The organism is Levilactobacillus cerevisiae (assembly GCF_003946245.1).
In the GTDB taxonomy this organism is placed as follows: Bacteria; Bacillota; Bacilli; order Lactobacillales; family Lactobacillaceae; genus Levilactobacillus; species Levilactobacillus cerevisiae.
The window spans coordinates 68,166-82,383 of record NZ_RHNN01000003.1; the positions used below are offsets into that span (position 1 = coordinate 68,166).

The 14,218-nt window shown below is 56.3% G+C and carries 17 protein-coding genes; all 17 read left to right on the forward strand.

The genetic code is table 11. From position 1 onward, the window contains the following. The first annotated feature begins 107 nt into the window (after nt 1–107). From EKM99_RS01800 to EKM99_RS01880, 17 genes are read left to right on the forward strand one after another with little or no spacing between them, the layout of a single operon-like run. Complete coding sequence (locus EKM99_RS01800) at nt 108–620, forward strand: ECF transporter S component (RefSeq protein WP_125580342.1); 513 nt, start codon at nt 108–110, stop codon at nt 618–620. Further along, nucleotides 613–1,821: a threonine-phosphate decarboxylase CobD gene (gene cobD / locus EKM99_RS01805; RefSeq protein ID WP_125580344.1), complete on the forward strand. Its 1,209-nt coding sequence runs from the start codon at nt 613–615 to the stop codon at nt 1,819–1,821. The genes EKM99_RS01800 and cobD overlap by 8 nt, the downstream gene beginning before the upstream one ends. Next, nucleotides 1,715–3,088 carry a cobyrinate a,c-diamide synthase gene (locus EKM99_RS01810; protein ID WP_125580346.1) on the forward strand — a complete coding sequence of 458 codons (1,374 nt, stop codon included), beginning with the start codon at nt 1,715–1,717 and terminating at the stop codon, nt 3,086–3,088. The genes cobD and EKM99_RS01810 overlap by 107 nt, the downstream gene beginning before the upstream one ends. Then, nucleotides 3,075–4,040, forward strand: a complete 966-nt coding sequence (gene cbiB / locus EKM99_RS01815; RefSeq protein WP_125580348.1) for an adenosylcobinamide-phosphate synthase CbiB — start codon at nt 3,075–3,077, stop codon at nt 4,038–4,040. The genes EKM99_RS01810 and cbiB overlap by 14 nt, the downstream gene beginning before the upstream one ends. Next, a complete protein-coding gene (locus EKM99_RS01820) occupies nt 4,037–4,690 on the forward strand; it encodes a cobalt-precorrin-8 methylmutase (protein WP_125580350.1) in 654 nt (217 codons plus the stop codon). Before cbiB ends, EKM99_RS01820 begins: the two co-directional genes overlap by 4 nt. Nucleotides 4,691–4,699: 9 nt before the next feature. Then, entirely contained in the window at nt 4,700–5,833 is a 1,134-nt protein-coding gene (gene cbiD / locus EKM99_RS01825; RefSeq protein WP_125580352.1) for a cobalt-precorrin-5B (C(1))-methyltransferase CbiD, read from the forward strand. Beyond that, nucleotides 5,830–6,429 (forward strand): cobalt-precorrin-7 (C(5))-methyltransferase, encoded by a 600-nt coding sequence (locus EKM99_RS01830; RefSeq protein WP_125580354.1) that lies wholly within the window; start codon nt 5,830–5,832, stop codon nt 6,427–6,429. The genes cbiD and EKM99_RS01830 overlap by 4 nt, the downstream gene beginning before the upstream one ends. Further along, on the forward strand, nt 6,422–6,982 hold the full coding sequence (locus EKM99_RS01835) for a decarboxylating cobalt-precorrin-6B (C(15))-methyltransferase (protein WP_125580356.1): 561 nt from the start codon (nt 6,422–6,424) through the stop codon (nt 6,980–6,982). The genes EKM99_RS01830 and EKM99_RS01835 overlap by 8 nt, the downstream gene beginning before the upstream one ends. Before the next feature lies 1 nt (nt 6,983). Beyond that, entirely contained in the window at nt 6,984–7,763 is a 780-nt protein-coding gene (locus tag EKM99_RS01840; protein WP_125580357.1) for a cobalt-precorrin-4 methyltransferase, read from the forward strand. Next, on the forward strand, nt 7,750–8,814 hold the full coding sequence (locus EKM99_RS01845; RefSeq protein ID WP_125580359.1) for a cobalt-precorrin 5A hydrolase: 1,065 nt from the start codon (nt 7,750–7,752) through the stop codon (nt 8,812–8,814). The genes EKM99_RS01840 and EKM99_RS01845 overlap by 14 nt, the downstream gene beginning before the upstream one ends. Before the next feature lie 3 nt (nt 8,815–8,817). Beyond that, nucleotides 8,818–9,543 carry a precorrin-3B C(17)-methyltransferase gene (gene cobJ, locus EKM99_RS01850; protein WP_125580361.1) on the forward strand — a complete coding sequence of 242 codons (726 nt, stop codon included), beginning with the start codon at nt 8,818–8,820 and terminating at the stop codon, nt 9,541–9,543. Then, nucleotides 9,540–10,292, forward strand: coding sequence for a precorrin-6A reductase (gene cobK, locus EKM99_RS01855; RefSeq protein ID WP_125580363.1), 753 nt, complete (start codon nt 9,540–9,542; stop codon nt 10,290–10,292). The genes cobJ and cobK overlap by 4 nt, the downstream gene beginning before the upstream one ends. After that, a complete protein-coding gene (cobA, locus tag EKM99_RS01860; protein WP_125580365.1) occupies nt 10,289–11,674 on the forward strand; it encodes a uroporphyrinogen-III C-methyltransferase in 1,386 nt (461 codons plus the stop codon). Before cobK ends, cobA begins: the two co-directional genes overlap by 4 nt. Continuing rightward, nucleotides 11,646–12,434 (forward strand): sirohydrochlorin cobaltochelatase, encoded by a 789-nt coding sequence (locus tag EKM99_RS01865; protein ID WP_125580366.1) that lies wholly within the window; start codon nt 11,646–11,648, stop codon nt 12,432–12,434. The genes cobA and EKM99_RS01865 overlap by 29 nt, the downstream gene beginning before the upstream one ends. Then, nucleotides 12,427–13,155, forward strand: a complete 729-nt coding sequence (locus tag EKM99_RS01870) for a cobalt-factor II C(20)-methyltransferase (protein ID WP_125580368.1) — start codon at nt 12,427–12,429, stop codon at nt 13,153–13,155. Before EKM99_RS01865 ends, EKM99_RS01870 begins: the two co-directional genes overlap by 8 nt. 13 nt (nt 13,156–13,168) lie before the next feature. Further along, on the forward strand, nt 13,169–13,888 hold the full coding sequence (locus tag EKM99_RS01875) for an energy-coupling factor ABC transporter permease (protein ID WP_125580490.1): 720 nt from the start codon (nt 13,169–13,171) through the stop codon (nt 13,886–13,888). Next, on the forward strand, nt 13,885–14,217 hold the full coding sequence (locus EKM99_RS01880; protein ID WP_125580371.1) for an energy-coupling factor ABC transporter substrate-binding protein: 333 nt from the start codon (nt 13,885–13,887) through the stop codon (nt 14,215–14,217). The genes EKM99_RS01875 and EKM99_RS01880 overlap by 4 nt, the downstream gene beginning before the upstream one ends. The last annotated feature ends 1 nt before the right edge of the window (nt 14,218 follow it).

Sequence of the window (14,218 nt, forward strand, 5' to 3'; positions counted from 1 at the left end):
CTTGATTCGCTTTTGGGGGCAGCGTAACCTAATTTGTAAGCGGTTTCCGAGAAACGGCCAGTTTACCCGGTTACAGTCGTCATTACATATTAAAGGAGTCTTCAACAATGGGGAACAATCTGGCACTAAAGAAATTGACGTTAACGGCCTTGCTCCTGGCCATGTGCATCATTGGGGCAAATATCAAGATTTTAGGATCAATTGCCTTGGATTCGGCACCCGCATTCTTGGGGGCCATCCTACTCGGACCCTGGATTGGCGCATTCCTAGGATTCTTTGGCCACATGACTTCGGCCATGTTGTCAGGCTTCCCGCTCACGCTACCCATTCACTTGATTATTGGTGCCCTGATGGCGCTGTGCATGTTTGCCTTCGGGTGGATTCGCAAAAAAATGGGGGTCAACCGGCTGAGTGCGATTATTTTAGCTGACATTGTGGGTTATATCATTAACGTGCCCTTAGAAATACCGTTGCTGTATCCGTTGCTAAAGGGCGCCATCATCGCCTTGTTCGTGCCCTTAACGGTGGCCACGATTTTTAACATCGTGATTTGTGAAGCTTTGTACGTAGTTTTGCCGCAACGGGTCAAGCAGGCAGACTTCATTGAAGGTCATGTCTGACGTCGTCACTCACGGTGGGAACCGTGAAGCCATTGCCGCGTTAACGCAGCAGTCGGCCCACGATTTGTTGGATTTCAGCGCCAACATTAATCCACTAGGAGTGCCGCAAAATTTACAGCCCGTTTTACAACAGGCGTTAACGGAGTTATGTGATTACCCGAATCCGGACTATCCAGAATTGGTCGCCGCCATTGCCAAATGGCATCACGCACCGACGGCAAACGTCACGGTGGGTAACGGCGCGGTCCAATTGATCTTTGAACTGGCCAACGCTCTCAAGGCCCCGGAAGCGCTATTGTTGGCACCGACCTTCGGCGAGTACGCACGGGCCTTTCACCATGCGGGGACCACGGTGCGATACCTGACCTTGGCAGCCGCCCAGAACTTTGTCGTCGACGTGGCGACTGTGATTGCTGACTTAGCGGCCCATCCCCAGACCCGGGTGGTGTGCCTCTGCAATCCCAATAACCCCAGCGGTCAATGCATTTCAGACGACGCGTTAGTGCCGCTGGTGGCCTACTGCAATCGCCACGACCTGACTTTAATTTTAGATGAGGCCTTCATGGATCTGACGGTCACCGCCAATCACGGCTGGGCCAACCGGTTAACGGCGCGAGACAACGTGGTCGTGGTGCGCTCCGTGACCAAATTGTTCGCGGTGCCGGGCCTACGGTTGGGGTACGCGTTAACCGCCAGCGTCCAGCTACAACAGGCCTTGCGCGACTACAGCGAGCCGTGGACGGTGAACATTTTAGCCGCCAGGTTCGGTCAACATATGTTTGAACAACAGACCTACTTAGCAGCAACCGCGACGTGGCTTCAAACAGAACAGCCCTGGTTGCAACAACACTTGCGTCAGATACCGTATCTCCAAGTGGTGCCGTCGACCACGAGTTATATCTTGCTCAAGAGCCAGGTGCCACACCTGCGCGAGCGCCTCTGGCAGGCGGGCATCCTGATTCGTGATTGCGCCAACTACGTGGGATTAACGCCCGGCTATTACCGAGTGGCGGTCAAGGATCACGCCGCCAATCAAAAATTAATGCGCGCCTTATGGCAGCTCACAGACTTTCAAATTAACGGGGTGAAGATCATTGAAAAAACTCTTAATCGCTGGGGTCACCAGCGGTTCCGGCAAGACCAGCGTCACGTTGGGGTTGCTGGCCGCTTTGCATCGCCGGTTGACGGTGCAGCCCTATAAGGTCGGTCCGGATTACGTCGATACGAAATTCCACACCCGCATCACGGGCCGGGCGTCACGCAACTTGGACAATTTCCTGGTGCCCAATCCGGCCGCGTTAAACTATCTTTTTACGGCGCAAACTGACGACGTTGACCTGGGCCTGATTGAAGGTGTCATGGGCCTGTACGACGGCCTGGGCACGGATAAGGATGCCTATTCGACGGCCAGCGTGGCCAAACAACTCGACGTCCCCGTCGTGCTCGTGCTCAACGCACGCGCCACTTCGACTTCAGCGGCCGCCATGGTTCAGGGGTTTCAGAGCTTTGACCCGGCCGTGGCGCTCAAGGGCGTCATTATTAATAACGTGATGAGCGAAAATCATTATCAGCTGGTGAGGGGGGCCATCGAACGGTACGTGCCTGACGTGAAGGTACTCGGGTACCTGCCGCACGATGCGTCCGTCAGCTTGCCCTCACGTCAGTTGGGCCTGGTGCCCGACGATGAACTGCCCCAAGTCGACGAAAAAATTGCGCGGCTGGGGGAGTTGATTGACCAGCACGTGGATCTTGACGCGCTGGAGGCGTTGGCGACTGAGGTCAAAGGTCCCACGCCACAACCCTACACCTTACCGCAAGTCCCTTGTCGCGTCGGCATTGCTCAGGATGAGGCGTTTAACTTTTACTACCATGATAACTTGGCGTTGCTGGAACAGTGCGGCATGACCCTGGTGCCGTTCAGTCCATTGACCGATCAGGCGTTGCCAGAGGTGGACGCGCTGTACCTTGGCGGCGGCTATCCCGAGGAGTTTGCTCAGCAGTTATCGGAAAACGTGGCCATGCGTCAGGCCATTCAAGCCTTCTCGCTAGCCAACCGGCCGATTTATGCCGAGTGTGGTGGCCTGATGTACCTGGGTTCTGCGTTGAAAACGGCGGCTGCGACCTATCCCATGGTCGGTATTTTCCCGGGCGTGAGCGAAATGACGCCCCGGTTGAAGCAGTTCGGTTACTGCCAAGCCACTGCCGTTCAGGAAACGCTGTTGGCGGCGAAAGGCCAAACATTGGTGGGTCATGAGTTTCACCACTCAACCTTTGCACCAACGGCAGATTTAGCGCCAGTGTTCAGCATGCAAAAGGTCCGTGACGGCCAGGTGGTCGATGAATGGGCGGGCGGTTATCAGGTGCGCAACACTTACGCCGGTTACCTCCACGCCCACTTCTATCAGAGCCAGGCAGTCATCGATCGGTTTGTCACTCACTTAGGAGCTGATGTCCATGTTACTCGTTGAGATGATTATTGGTGGCTTTGTCCTCGATCTCCTGTTAGGGGACCCGCCAACTTGGCCGCACCCGGTGAAACTAATTGGCCGGGCGATTGCCAAGCTAACGCAAGCGTGGAATCAGGTCAAATTTTCTGACCGGCAACGCACCTGGTTGGGCGTGTTGCTCTGGCTCATCATCGTTGGTGGGACGGGCGTTGTGGCCGCCGGCATCTTCTGGCTGATTCGCGTCAACCACTGGGCAACGCTGATTGTCGGGACCTACTTCTGCTATACCTGCCTGTCGGTGCGGGGCCTGGCGTTTGAGAGTCACAAGATCATGCGCAGCCTCCAACGGGGGGATTTAGCCCTAGCCCGCAAGCAGGTGGGGATGATTGTCGGTCGGGATACCGAGCATCTCAGCGCCGAAGAGGTGTGCCGGGCCACAATTGAAACCGTTGCTGAAAATACCAGCGATGGCGTGATTGCCCCGCTGCTGTATTTAGCACTGGGCGGTCCAATTCTGGGCTTGATGTACAAGGCGGTGAACACCCTAGATTCCATGGTGGGGTACCGCAATCAAAAGTACCGGGCGTTCGGCTGCTTCTCGGCCCGCGCTGACGACGTGATCAACTACATTCCGGCCCGACTGACCTGGCTGTTACTCATGGGTAGTAGCATGCTCCTGCGTGACGACTACCGAACGGCGTTCATCGTTGGTCGCCGGGATCGACAACAGCACCGCAGCCCCAACAGTGGGTTCTCTGAATCCGTTGTCGCTGGGGCGCTGGATTTACGGCTGGGCGGCCCCCACACCTACTTTGGTGAATTGGTCGTGAAGCCCTACATCGGCCAAGCCTCAGCCAAACCGGCAACGACGGTCGACATTGCCCGGACGTTACGCTTACTTTATGTGGCGGCGTTCGGCGGGGTAATTTTATTGGTCGGCCTACGACTTTTAGTGGAAGGATTTTTAATATGAGCGATTACATCACGATTCCCAATCAAATTACGGATAAAAGTTTTCAGATGATTCAAGACGAAATTGACCAGATTGATCCGAGCTATACCTTCAACAATCCCGTTGAAGAGGCCATCATCAAGCGGGCCATTCACACGACGGCCGATTTCGACTACTTACAGAATTTGAAATTTTCCCACGACGCGGTCGCTAAGATCCAGCACGTCCTGTTGCACGGCGGTACGATTTTTACGGACACGACGATGGCGTTAGCGGGGATGAACAAACGCAAGCTGGACGAGCTGGGCGTGCACTACCACTGTTTCATTCGCGACCCGCGCGTCTTTGACATTGCCAAGACCCAGGGAATTACGCGTTCGATGGCCGCCATTGAATTGGCCGCTACCATCCCCACGGAGAAGCTCTTCGTGATTGGCAACGCCCCCACGGCGCTGTACAAAATCTTAGAGATGGTCCAGCAGGGCCGGCTTAATCCGGAAGCCGTAATTGGCGTGCCGGTGGGGTTTGTCGAAGCCGCCGAGAGCAAACAGGCCCTCTACGACAGCGACTTGCCGGCCATCGTGGCCTTGGGTCGAAAGGGTGGCAGTAACTTAGCCGCCGCACTGACGAACGCCATTTTGTATAACTTAGATTTAGCTGAAAAGAAGTAGGTGAGAGACATGGCAACGACTGCCGATGATTACGTCTTTTATAACGGACGTAAGTTGCGGAAAGGATTTACCACGGGGACGACGGCCACTGCCGCGGCGGTGGCGGCAACCAAGACGCTGCTGCAGCAGGAACCACAGACCGTGATTGCGGTCACGGCCGCTAATGGCCAGAATGCCGAGTTTGAAGTTCAGGATTATGAATTTGATCACCAACATGCTAGCGTTGCCATCACCAAGGATGGCGGCGATGACCAGGACGCCACGGATGGCATGTTGATCTACGCGACCGTGACGCTGCGGGATGACGACCAGATTACCTTGGATGGCGGTAAGGGGATTGGCCGGGTGACCCAAAAGGGCCTGGCCAATCCGCCCGGCATGGCTGCTATCAACCCCACACCACGCAAAGTCATTACGCAAGGTGTACGCGATGTGCTGGGGGCCAAACGGGGTGCCAATATCGTGATTTCAGCGCCAGAGGGCGAGAAGGTGGCTAAGCTGACCTACAACCCCAAGCTGGGGATCGTTGGCGGCATCTCAATCCTAGGCACCAGCGGCATTGTGACGCCGATGTCGGAGGAAAGCTGGAAGCATTCGATTTCCATCGAGATGAACATTCACCGGGAGCGGGGCGATGACCGTCTGATCCTAACGCCCGGCAATTATGGCGAGGACTTCTTGACCCAAGAGATGAAAATTCCCGTGACCCAGCAAGTCCAGATGAGTAATTTTGTTGGTTATGTGTTAAAGGAAGCCCAACGTCTGGGGTTTAAGCAGGTCCTGCTCGTCGGGGACCTCGGCAAGATGATTAAGGTGTCGGCCGGTATCTTTTCCACCCACAGCAAGGATGCGGACGCCCGTGCCGAAGTCATGGTGGCCAACCTGGCCTTGCTGGGAGCGCCCGTCGACTTGTTGAAGCAGGTCTACAACTGCCTGACAACCATCGCAATGATTGACTTGATTGATCAGGCTGGCTACCAGGCCGTTTACCAACAAATCGTTGACCGGATCAAGTTACGATCAGAAAAATTGTTAGCGCACCGCGAGCCTCAGGTGGCCATCGAAGCCGTGATTTTTTCACGGGGGACCGGCTTACTGGCGGCGACGCGACCGTTAACCGAAATCGAGGATGAGTGGCGATGATTACAGTCCTAGGGATTGGGCCCGGTGCGGCCGACTTGCGCTTAGTGGGGACGCAACCGCTACTAGCGGCGGCCGATTTAGTGATTGGCGCACCACGGCAGCTAGCTGAGTTCGACCTGCCGGCTGCCAAGACGATGCAGTTGCCAAAGCTTGCGGTTCTTAAGGCGTTTCTGGCCGACCATCAGCGCGAAAATATCGTGCTCTTGGCATCGGGCGACCCGCTGCTCTACGGGATTGGCACGTGGGTCTTGCGTGAGTTACCAGCGGAACCCGTCCGTATTGTGCCGGGGATTAGCTCGATTCAATACTGCTTCCATCAGTTGGGCCTGTCGATGGCCGACACCTACCTCACCAGTAGCCATGGCCGGCAACCGGATTTTGATTTTCTACTCGCGCACGACCGGATCGGCATGGTGACCGACACCAAGATTGGCCCGTATCAAATTGCCCAAGCGATTCTGGCGCGGGGACAACGCCGTAACGTGTTTGTCGGCGAAAACCTGAGTTATCCAGATGAAAAAATTAGCCGGTTCACGGCGGCCACTGTGCCGGATCGTGAATTTGGCCTGAACGTGGTGGTGATTACCCATGAATGATCAAGACTTCTTACGCAACAAGGTGCCGATGACCAAGGCCGAGGTGCGGGCGATTAGTCTCGACAAATTAGCCCTGACGAATAAGCGAACGTTGCTCGACATTGGCGCGGGGACTGGCAGTGTCAGCCTCCAAGCGGCACTGGAACACCCGCAACTACAGGTCACGGCGATTGAACACGATCCCGACGCCCTGGATATTATGCGGCAGAACATGACCCACTTACAGACGCCGCCCATTGAGCTGATTGCGGGTTGGGCCCCGGCGGACTTGCCGCAGCGGCCGTTCGATGCCATTTTCGTGGGTGGCAGTGGCCAACAGTTGCCAGAAATCTGCCAGTTTGCGCAGGACTGGTTAACGCCGGGTGGCAGTCTGGTTTTGAACTTCATTTTGTTAGAAAACGCTCAAACGGCTGCGGCCGAGTTGCGCCGCGTTGGCTTTACCGACGTGGAAGCCATTGAGGTCCGGGTCAGTCACTGGCACGCGCTGGGCAAAGGCCACTATTTCAAACCGCAGAATCCAACCATTATTTTAAGCACCAGAAAGGAACGATAACATGACAGTAGTAAGTTTTGTGGGCGCAGGCCCTGGAGATAAAGATTTAATCACTTTGAAGGGTTACCGTCGCTTAGCCGCCGCCGATGTCGTCATTTACGCTGGCTCCCTGGTCAATCCTGCGTTACTTGATTATTGCCAAGATTCCGCGCAGAAATACGATAGCGCCGGAATGGATTTGGGCCAAATCATTACCTGCATGACCGAAGCCATTGCAAAAGACCAAACGGTGGTCCGGCTCCAAACGGGGGACTTCTCCATTTACGGGTCGATCCGGGAGCAGATTGAAGAGCTGAAAAAGGCCGGTGTTGGCTACGAATGCATCCCCGGTGTCAGCTCATTTCTGGGCGCAGCTTCCAGCATGGGCGTTGAGTACACGGTGCCCGAGGTGGCCCAAAGTGTCATCATTACGCGGATGGCGGGCCGGACACCGGTGCCAGACCGGGAAGCCTTGAAATCATTGGCCCAGCATCAAACGTCGATGGTCATCTTCCTCTCCGTTCAGGGGGTCCGCAAGGTGGTTGCCCAATTACTTGAAGGCGGCTACCCGGAGACGACGCCAGCCGCTGTGATTTACAAAGCGACCTGGCCCGAAGAAAAGAAGGTTCAGGGAACGTTGGCAGATATTGCGGAAAAGGTACATGCAGCCGGCATTCGGCGGACCGCTCTGATCATGGTCGGGGAATTCCTCGGGGATGAATACAATTATTCTCATCTCTACGATGCCAACTTCAGTCACATGTATCGGCAAAAGAGCGTGACGACTGATGGGCAAGACTAACCTGATTATTTTTGCATTAACCGCGACGGGCGCCGACTTGGCGCGGCAGTTGCGGGATCAGGCAGCCGCGGTCGGGACCACCATGACCGTGTGTTTGCCAGCAAAGCTCGCGCGGCCTGATGAAAGCGCCTACGCAGCCGGTGAGTTTCAACCGACCCTGGCGCAGGCTTTCGCCCAGTACGACGGCCTGGTCTGTATCATGGCGACCGGCATCGTAGTCCGGAGTCTGGCACCACTGGTCCGCGACAAGACCAGCGACCCGGCCGTCCTGGTGATGGATGAACGGGGCCACCACGTGATTAGCCTGTTGGCCGGTCACGTGGGGGGCGCCAACGCGCTGACCAACTGGGTGGGTCAGCTGTTAACTGCTGATCCGGTGATTACCACGGCGACGGACACGGAACACGTTCAGGCCTTGGATGTCCTGGCCAAGCAGTGTCACGGCTGGTATCCAGAATTCAAGCGCACGACCAAATGGATCAACGCGCGGTTGGCAGCCGGGAAACCGGTGAGCCTGTACGTCGAACCGGCTTTTCGCCCGTGGCTGACCGATTTACGGGGATTCACCGTGGTTGAAACCCTGGCCGCGGCGGATCCAGATGTCCCACTGGTAGTGGTATCCGACCGGGTGCAAACGGCTAAACGCGACCAACTGGTGCCGGTGATTCCCCGCTTAAATGTGTTGGGCATCGGTTGCCGAAAGAACGTCACCACCGCCATGGTTCAGGCAGCCGTCAGTGAGTTTTGCCAAGAACACCAATTGGCCTGGCGCTCGATTGGCCAAATTGTCTCAATTGATAAGAAAGCACACGAAGCAGCGATTCACTACTTAGCCGCAACCTGGCAAGTACCGGTTCATTTTTACACGGCGGCGACGTTACGGGAGAGCTCAGAAAAGTATCCGCAATCGGCGTTCGTTCAGCAGACAGTCGGTGTCGGCAACGTGGCCTGTGCGGCGGCTGATTACGCGAGTGGTCAACCCGTCGTGACGCCCCGGTACGCCGGACACCAAATTACGCTCGCCCTCGGGCGACAAACAAAGGATGACTAAATCATGTTATACATCGTTGGGCTGGGCCCAGGTTCTAAAGAGTTAATGACACAAGAGGCGTTGGCCGTCATCGAACGGACGCATACCATCGTGGGTTACGCCACCTACGTCCGCTTGATTGAAGACATGCTGACGGACAAGGAAGTCGTCGTCACTGGTATGCGCGGCGAAATTGACCGCTGCAAGAAGGCCATTGAAATTGCGGCGACCGGGAAAGATGTTGCCATCATTTCCAGTGGGGATGCCGGCATCTACGGCATGGCTGGCCTGGTTTTGGAACTCGCCGGCAAGCAAGAACAGCCGATCGACGTCAAGGTGATTCCCGGGGTGACGGCCAGCATTGCCGCTGCCGCAGCATTGGGCGCGCCTTTGATGAATGACTTCTGCCACATCAGCCTTAGTGACTTGATGACGCCCTGGGACGTGATTGTGAAACGCCTGCACGCGGCGGCCGAGGCCGACTTTGTGACTTGCCTGTACAATCCACGGAGCAAGGGGCGGCCGAACAATCTGCACCAGGCCTTAGACATCATGCTGAAGTACAAGTCACCGGACACGGTGGTGGGCATCGGCAAGGACGTCGCTCGGCCGAAGGAAATTGAAAAGATCACGACGATTAAGGATCTAGACGAAACGGAAGTCAACATGACCACCATCGTGATTATCGGTAACCGCAATACTTACGTTGAAAACGGCCGGATGATTACACCCCGGGGCTACACCTTATGATCCTGTTATTAGGGGGGACGTCCGAGAGCTTGGCGGTCGCTGACCTGTTGACGCGGCAGAACCTGCCGTTCGTGCTCTCGGTGACCACCGCTTACGGCGCAGACCTGGCAAAGACGCACGCGGCGCACGTCAGCCAACAAGTCTTACAGCCAGAGGACTTTGCCCCATTCTTTGCGCAGCAGCACATCACGCAGGTAATCGATGCGACCCACCCCTTCGCCCGGGTGATCTCGACGTTGGCCATCGCGGCAACCGCGGCGGCCGGTATCCCGTACGTCCGGTTTGAACGGCCAGACTTACTGACTGACAATGCGACCCAGCGCCTGGTCCCGGACTTTACGGCGGCCTGCGCTGAGGTACGAAAGCTAACCGGCACCATTTACCTGTCGACTGGCAGTAAAACGGCCAGTGACTTTGCGGCAGCGTTGGGCTTGGCACGACTACACGTCCGCGTGTTGCCAACCACCACGGTGATGACCAAGCTCACTGCCGCTGGCTTTGAAGCCACGCAGATCGATGCCATGCGGGGACCGTTCTCAACGGCCCTCAACGTGGAACTCTTTCGCCGGGTGCACGCCGTGGCGGTGGTCAGTAAGGAAAGCGGCAAGCGCGGCGGTGTGCAAGAAAAACTGGCGGCCTGCCAGGAATTAGGTATTCCGTGCATCATTATTCGTCGACCACAGATGGCTTATCCGGTTCAGGTGCAGTCCATCGCAGCGTTGGCAACTTATTTGGAGGTGGCAGTATGACGGGACGTGTGACATTGTTAGGCGCTGGTCCGGGTAATCCGGAGTTATTAACATTATTAGGCAAACGCCGATTGGCCGAGGCTGACGTGATTTTATACGATCGGCTCGTGAATCCTTCACTGCTGGCCTTTTCAAAACCGACGGCACAACGGGTAGACGTAGGTAAGTTGCCGCATTTTCACAAAGTCAAGCAAACGGCTATCAACCAACTGCTGGTGGACTACGCGCAAGCTGGTCAACGGGTGGTACGCTTGAAGGCCGGTGATCCGTATGTCTTTGGTCGTGGCGGCGAAGAGGCCCAATTTCTCAAGGCCAACCACGTACCGTGCGAAGTCGTGTCAGGCTTAACCAGTGCCATCACGGGGCTGGCGGCGGTCGGCATTCCGATCACCCATCGCGATTACGCGTCGAGCTTTCACGTGATTACCGGTCACCATCAAAGTGGTGGCCGGCAGTTGGACTGGGACAACATCGCGCATCAGGAGGGCACGTTGGTCTTTCTGATGGGGATGGCAGCGCTTAATGATATTTGCACCCAGCTGCAGGCAAACGGCCGGGCGGCAACCACCCCGGTGGCCATCATTCAGTGGGCCACGCAATGGCGGCAACGCCTGGTAACCGGTACGCTGGCCGACATCGAAGCGCGCGTCATTGCCGCTAAGATTGGCGCACCGGCGTTGATTGTCGTTGGGGATGTCGTAAAATTAGCTCGCGAGTTACAGCCGACACAACCGCTACAGGGGCAACATGTTTTACTGCCGTATTCAGCGCACTCCCGCTTAGCGCCGGCGTTGCAGGATCAAGGTGCCACGGTCGATTTCTTTGACCGGGAAGTGCCGACAGCCATCGACTTTACGCTGCCGGACCTCAGTCAGGTGGACGCGCTGGTCGTGACTGATGGGCGGGCCTATGATTACTTCCTCAAACGCTTGCTCGCAGCGGGCCAGGACCAACGCACACTGGCGCACTTGCGGATCATCGCGGTCAACACGGCTGTGGCGAAGCACCTGCGTCGACAGGGACTATTGGCCGATGACGTGATCGCAACGCCGCAGACCGCCAACGCCTTAGTCATCGGCGAGGCGGGACGGTTAGCCGCTGGTGGCCTGGCCACGTACCAGTTAACGACGGTGGCCACGCCAATCACCTGGGAGCTGGACGAGTTTCAAGCCATTATTTTTCCAAGTTCACAGAGTGTCCATGATTTTCAGCAGGATCTGCGTGCGGCGCAATTAACCCTGATTGCCATGGGGCCACGGGTTCAAGCGGCGCTACAAGAACGGGGCGCAACGGCGCAGCTAGTTTCGACCAATCGTGAAGACATCTTGGCGTTTTTGAAAGGGGTCCAGCAACATGACCAAGACAGCAATTCTATTAGTTAGCTTTGGGACCACGTATCCGCAGACCCGCCACACCACGATTGATGCGACGGCCGCGGCCTTTCAACGCGCCTATCCGCAAGCGACCATCTTTCAGGCGTTCACCTCTAGCATTGTCCGGCAACGGATTGCCGCTAACGAAGGGGTGACGATTGATTCACCGCAAACGGCCTTACATAAGATTCACACGCAAGGGTTCACTACGCTGTGGGTTCAGTCGCTACATTTGATTGCGGGTATTGAATTTGCCCAGGTCCAAACGGCCGTTGCGGCTTGCCGGGACCAATTTGACCAGGTCATCGTGGGCCAACCGTTGCTGACGACGGAGGCGGATTTCAAACAGGCAACACAGTTCTTACAGGAACTGCATCCCGTCACGCAGCCGCACACGGGCGTTCTGTGGATGGGCCACGGCACCGCGCACCAGACCTTTGCCACCTATGCGTGTCTTGATCACATGTTGATGGGCACCGGGCACTACCTGGGCGCTGTCGAAAGCTACCCGGATTTCGCTCTCGAGTTACGGCGGCTAAAACGCGATGACGTGCGCGCTGTCACGCTCCAACCGTTCATGCTGGTGGCGGGTAACCACGCACATCACGACATGGCGTCGGCAGAAAAGACGTCATGGCAGCAACAGCTCAAAGCCGCCGGCATCGGGGTCACCCCGGTACTGACGGGCTTGGGTGCCTATCCCACAATCCAACAAGTATTCATTACGCATCTGGCTCAGGCCGTGAAAGGAAGCGACACACATGACTAAATTTTGGGGCATCGGGGTTGGTCCTGGCGACAGCGACCTCTTAACCCTTAAGGCGGTTCAGACCATCCGCCAACTCGACGTGCTCTATACGCCGCAAGCTCATCGCGGCGCCACCAGCGTCGCCGAAACCATTGCTAAGCCGTACCTGCCTGCCGATTTAACGATTAAGCGGCGGCACTTTCCTATGGGGGGCGACTGGGCAATCCGGGCGCACCAGTGGCAAACGATTGCGGCTGAAATTGTGGCCGACGTCAAGGCTGGCCAAGAGGTCGGCTTCCTGACGTTGGGCGATCCGTCCATCTACAGTACCTACAGCTATATCGTGGACTTACTTCACACCCAGATTAACGTCGTGACCATTGCGGGGATCTCCGCGTACAGTCAGATTGCGGCGAGCATCTCGACGCCACTGGTACTGGATGATGAGTTGTTAGAAATCGTCCCGGCCACGGCCCCGTTAGAAAAAATCGAAACGGCCATTGACCAAAATGACAACGTGGTGATTATGAAAGTGGCCACCCGCTTCACCGACGTGTACAACTTGTTAGCTCAGCGCGACTTGCTGGGACAGGCGACCGTCGTTACCAACGCATCCATGGCCGACGAACGCATCAAGACCATGGCCGACTATCACCCGACGGACAAGTTGCCTTACTTTACCACGTTAATTTTGAAACACACCACAAGGGGGAATCCGCAACATGAAAATTCTAAACACTAAATTGTCACTGAAAATGGGCGTCATCATTGCGGCCATCTCGGCTGCCTATTTCACGCTCTATCCGCAAGACGCTTACGCCATGCACATCATGGAAGGGATGTTACCACCCAAGTGGTGTCTCTTCTGGTTTGCCGCCGCCGCACCGTTCTTTGTCTACGGCCTATACCGGATGAAACGGATCGTGACGTCTTCCCAACAGAACGCGAAAATCATGTTGGCGTTGTGTGGGGCCTTCGTCTTCGTCCTGTCCTCACTTAAATTGCCATCCGTGACGGGATCATGTTCGCATCCCACCGGTGTCGGCCTGGGGACCGTTATGTTCGGTCCCGGCGTGATGGCGGTCTTGGGCGTCATCGTCTTACTCTTTCAAGCCCTGCTACTAGCCCACGGGGGACTGACGACTTTGGGTGCCAACGAATTTTCCATGACGATTGTGGGACCGCTAGTCGGCTTTGCCGTTTGGAAATTATGCCGAGCCTTCAAAGTGAACCGTTCCGTTTCCCTGTTTCTGTGCGCGATGCTGGCCGACTGGTCGACCTACATTACCACGGCGTTTCAGCTGGCGGTGGTCTTTCCCGATCCGAATACGGGGATGTGGGGCGCGGCCGTTAAGTTCCTAGGCATCTATGCCGTCACGCAAATTCCGTTAGCCATTGCGGAAGGCCTCTTGACCGTGATTGTGTACAACCTGGTCATCAGCAATAACCTGTGGAAGGAGAGTGCCTTGGGATGAGCAAAACGACGAAGAAAAATTTGATTCTGTTGCTGTTCGTAATCATCTTAGTGGTGACGCCGTTTCTGATCAGTAGTCAGGGAACGTTCAGCGGAAGCGACGATCAGGGGACCGCGCAGATTCTCAAGAATGATCCCAGCTACAAAGTGTGGGCCCATCCGCTGTGGACGCCGCCTTCTGCTGAGATTGAAAGCTTGCTGTTTACGCTGCAGGGATCTCTGGGTACGGGAATCATTGCCTACGTGATTGGCAGCGCGCACGGTAAGAAAAAAGCACTGAAACAGTTGGAGGATCAGGCGAAACAGCCGAAGCCAACGACGGGCGCGTAAA

Excerpts from the sequence above, each read along its gene's own strand:
- cobK (WP_125580363.1), top strand. The coding sequence starts at position 9,540 with ATGATCCTGTTATTAGGGGGGACGTCCGAGAGCTTGGCGGTCGCTGAC.
- EKM99_RS01835 (WP_125580356.1), top strand. The coding sequence starts at position 6,422 with ATGAATGATCAAGACTTCTTACGCAACAAGGTGCCGATGACCAAGGCC.
- EKM99_RS01820 (WP_125580350.1), top strand. The coding sequence starts at position 4,037 with ATGAGCGATTACATCACGATTCCCAATCAAATTACGGATAAAAGTTTT.
- cbiD (WP_125580352.1), top strand. The coding sequence starts at position 4,700 with ATGGCAACGACTGCCGATGATTACGTCTTTTATAACGGACGTAAGTTG.
- EKM99_RS01870 (WP_125580368.1), top strand. The coding sequence starts at position 12,427 with ATGACTAAATTTTGGGGCATCGGGGTTGGTCCTGGCGACAGCGACCTC.
- EKM99_RS01800 (WP_125580342.1), top strand. The coding sequence starts at position 108 with ATGGGGAACAATCTGGCACTAAAGAAATTGACGTTAACGGCCTTGCTC.
- EKM99_RS01845 (WP_125580359.1), top strand. The coding sequence starts at position 7,750 with ATGGGCAAGACTAACCTGATTATTTTTGCATTAACCGCGACGGGCGCC.
- EKM99_RS01880 (WP_125580371.1), top strand. The coding sequence starts at position 13,885 with ATGAGCAAAACGACGAAGAAAAATTTGATTCTGTTGCTGTTCGTAATC.
- cbiB (WP_125580348.1), top strand. The coding sequence starts at position 3,075 with ATGTTACTCGTTGAGATGATTATTGGTGGCTTTGTCCTCGATCTCCTG.
- EKM99_RS01830 (WP_125580354.1), top strand. The coding sequence starts at position 5,830 with ATGATTACAGTCCTAGGGATTGGGCCCGGTGCGGCCGACTTGCGCTTA.
- cobD (WP_125580344.1), top strand. The coding sequence starts at position 613 with ATGTCTGACGTCGTCACTCACGGTGGGAACCGTGAAGCCATTGCCGCG.
- cobA (WP_125580365.1), top strand. The coding sequence starts at position 10,289 with ATGACGGGACGTGTGACATTGTTAGGCGCTGGTCCGGGTAATCCGGAG.
- EKM99_RS01840 (WP_125580357.1), top strand. The coding sequence starts at position 6,984 with ATGACAGTAGTAAGTTTTGTGGGCGCAGGCCCTGGAGATAAAGATTTA.
- cobJ (WP_125580361.1), top strand. The coding sequence starts at position 8,818 with ATGTTATACATCGTTGGGCTGGGCCCAGGTTCTAAAGAGTTAATGACA.
- EKM99_RS01865 (WP_125580366.1), top strand. The coding sequence starts at position 11,646 with ATGACCAAGACAGCAATTCTATTAGTTAGCTTTGGGACCACGTATCCG.
- EKM99_RS01875 (WP_125580490.1), top strand. The coding sequence starts at position 13,169 with ATGGGCGTCATCATTGCGGCCATCTCGGCTGCCTATTTCACGCTCTAT.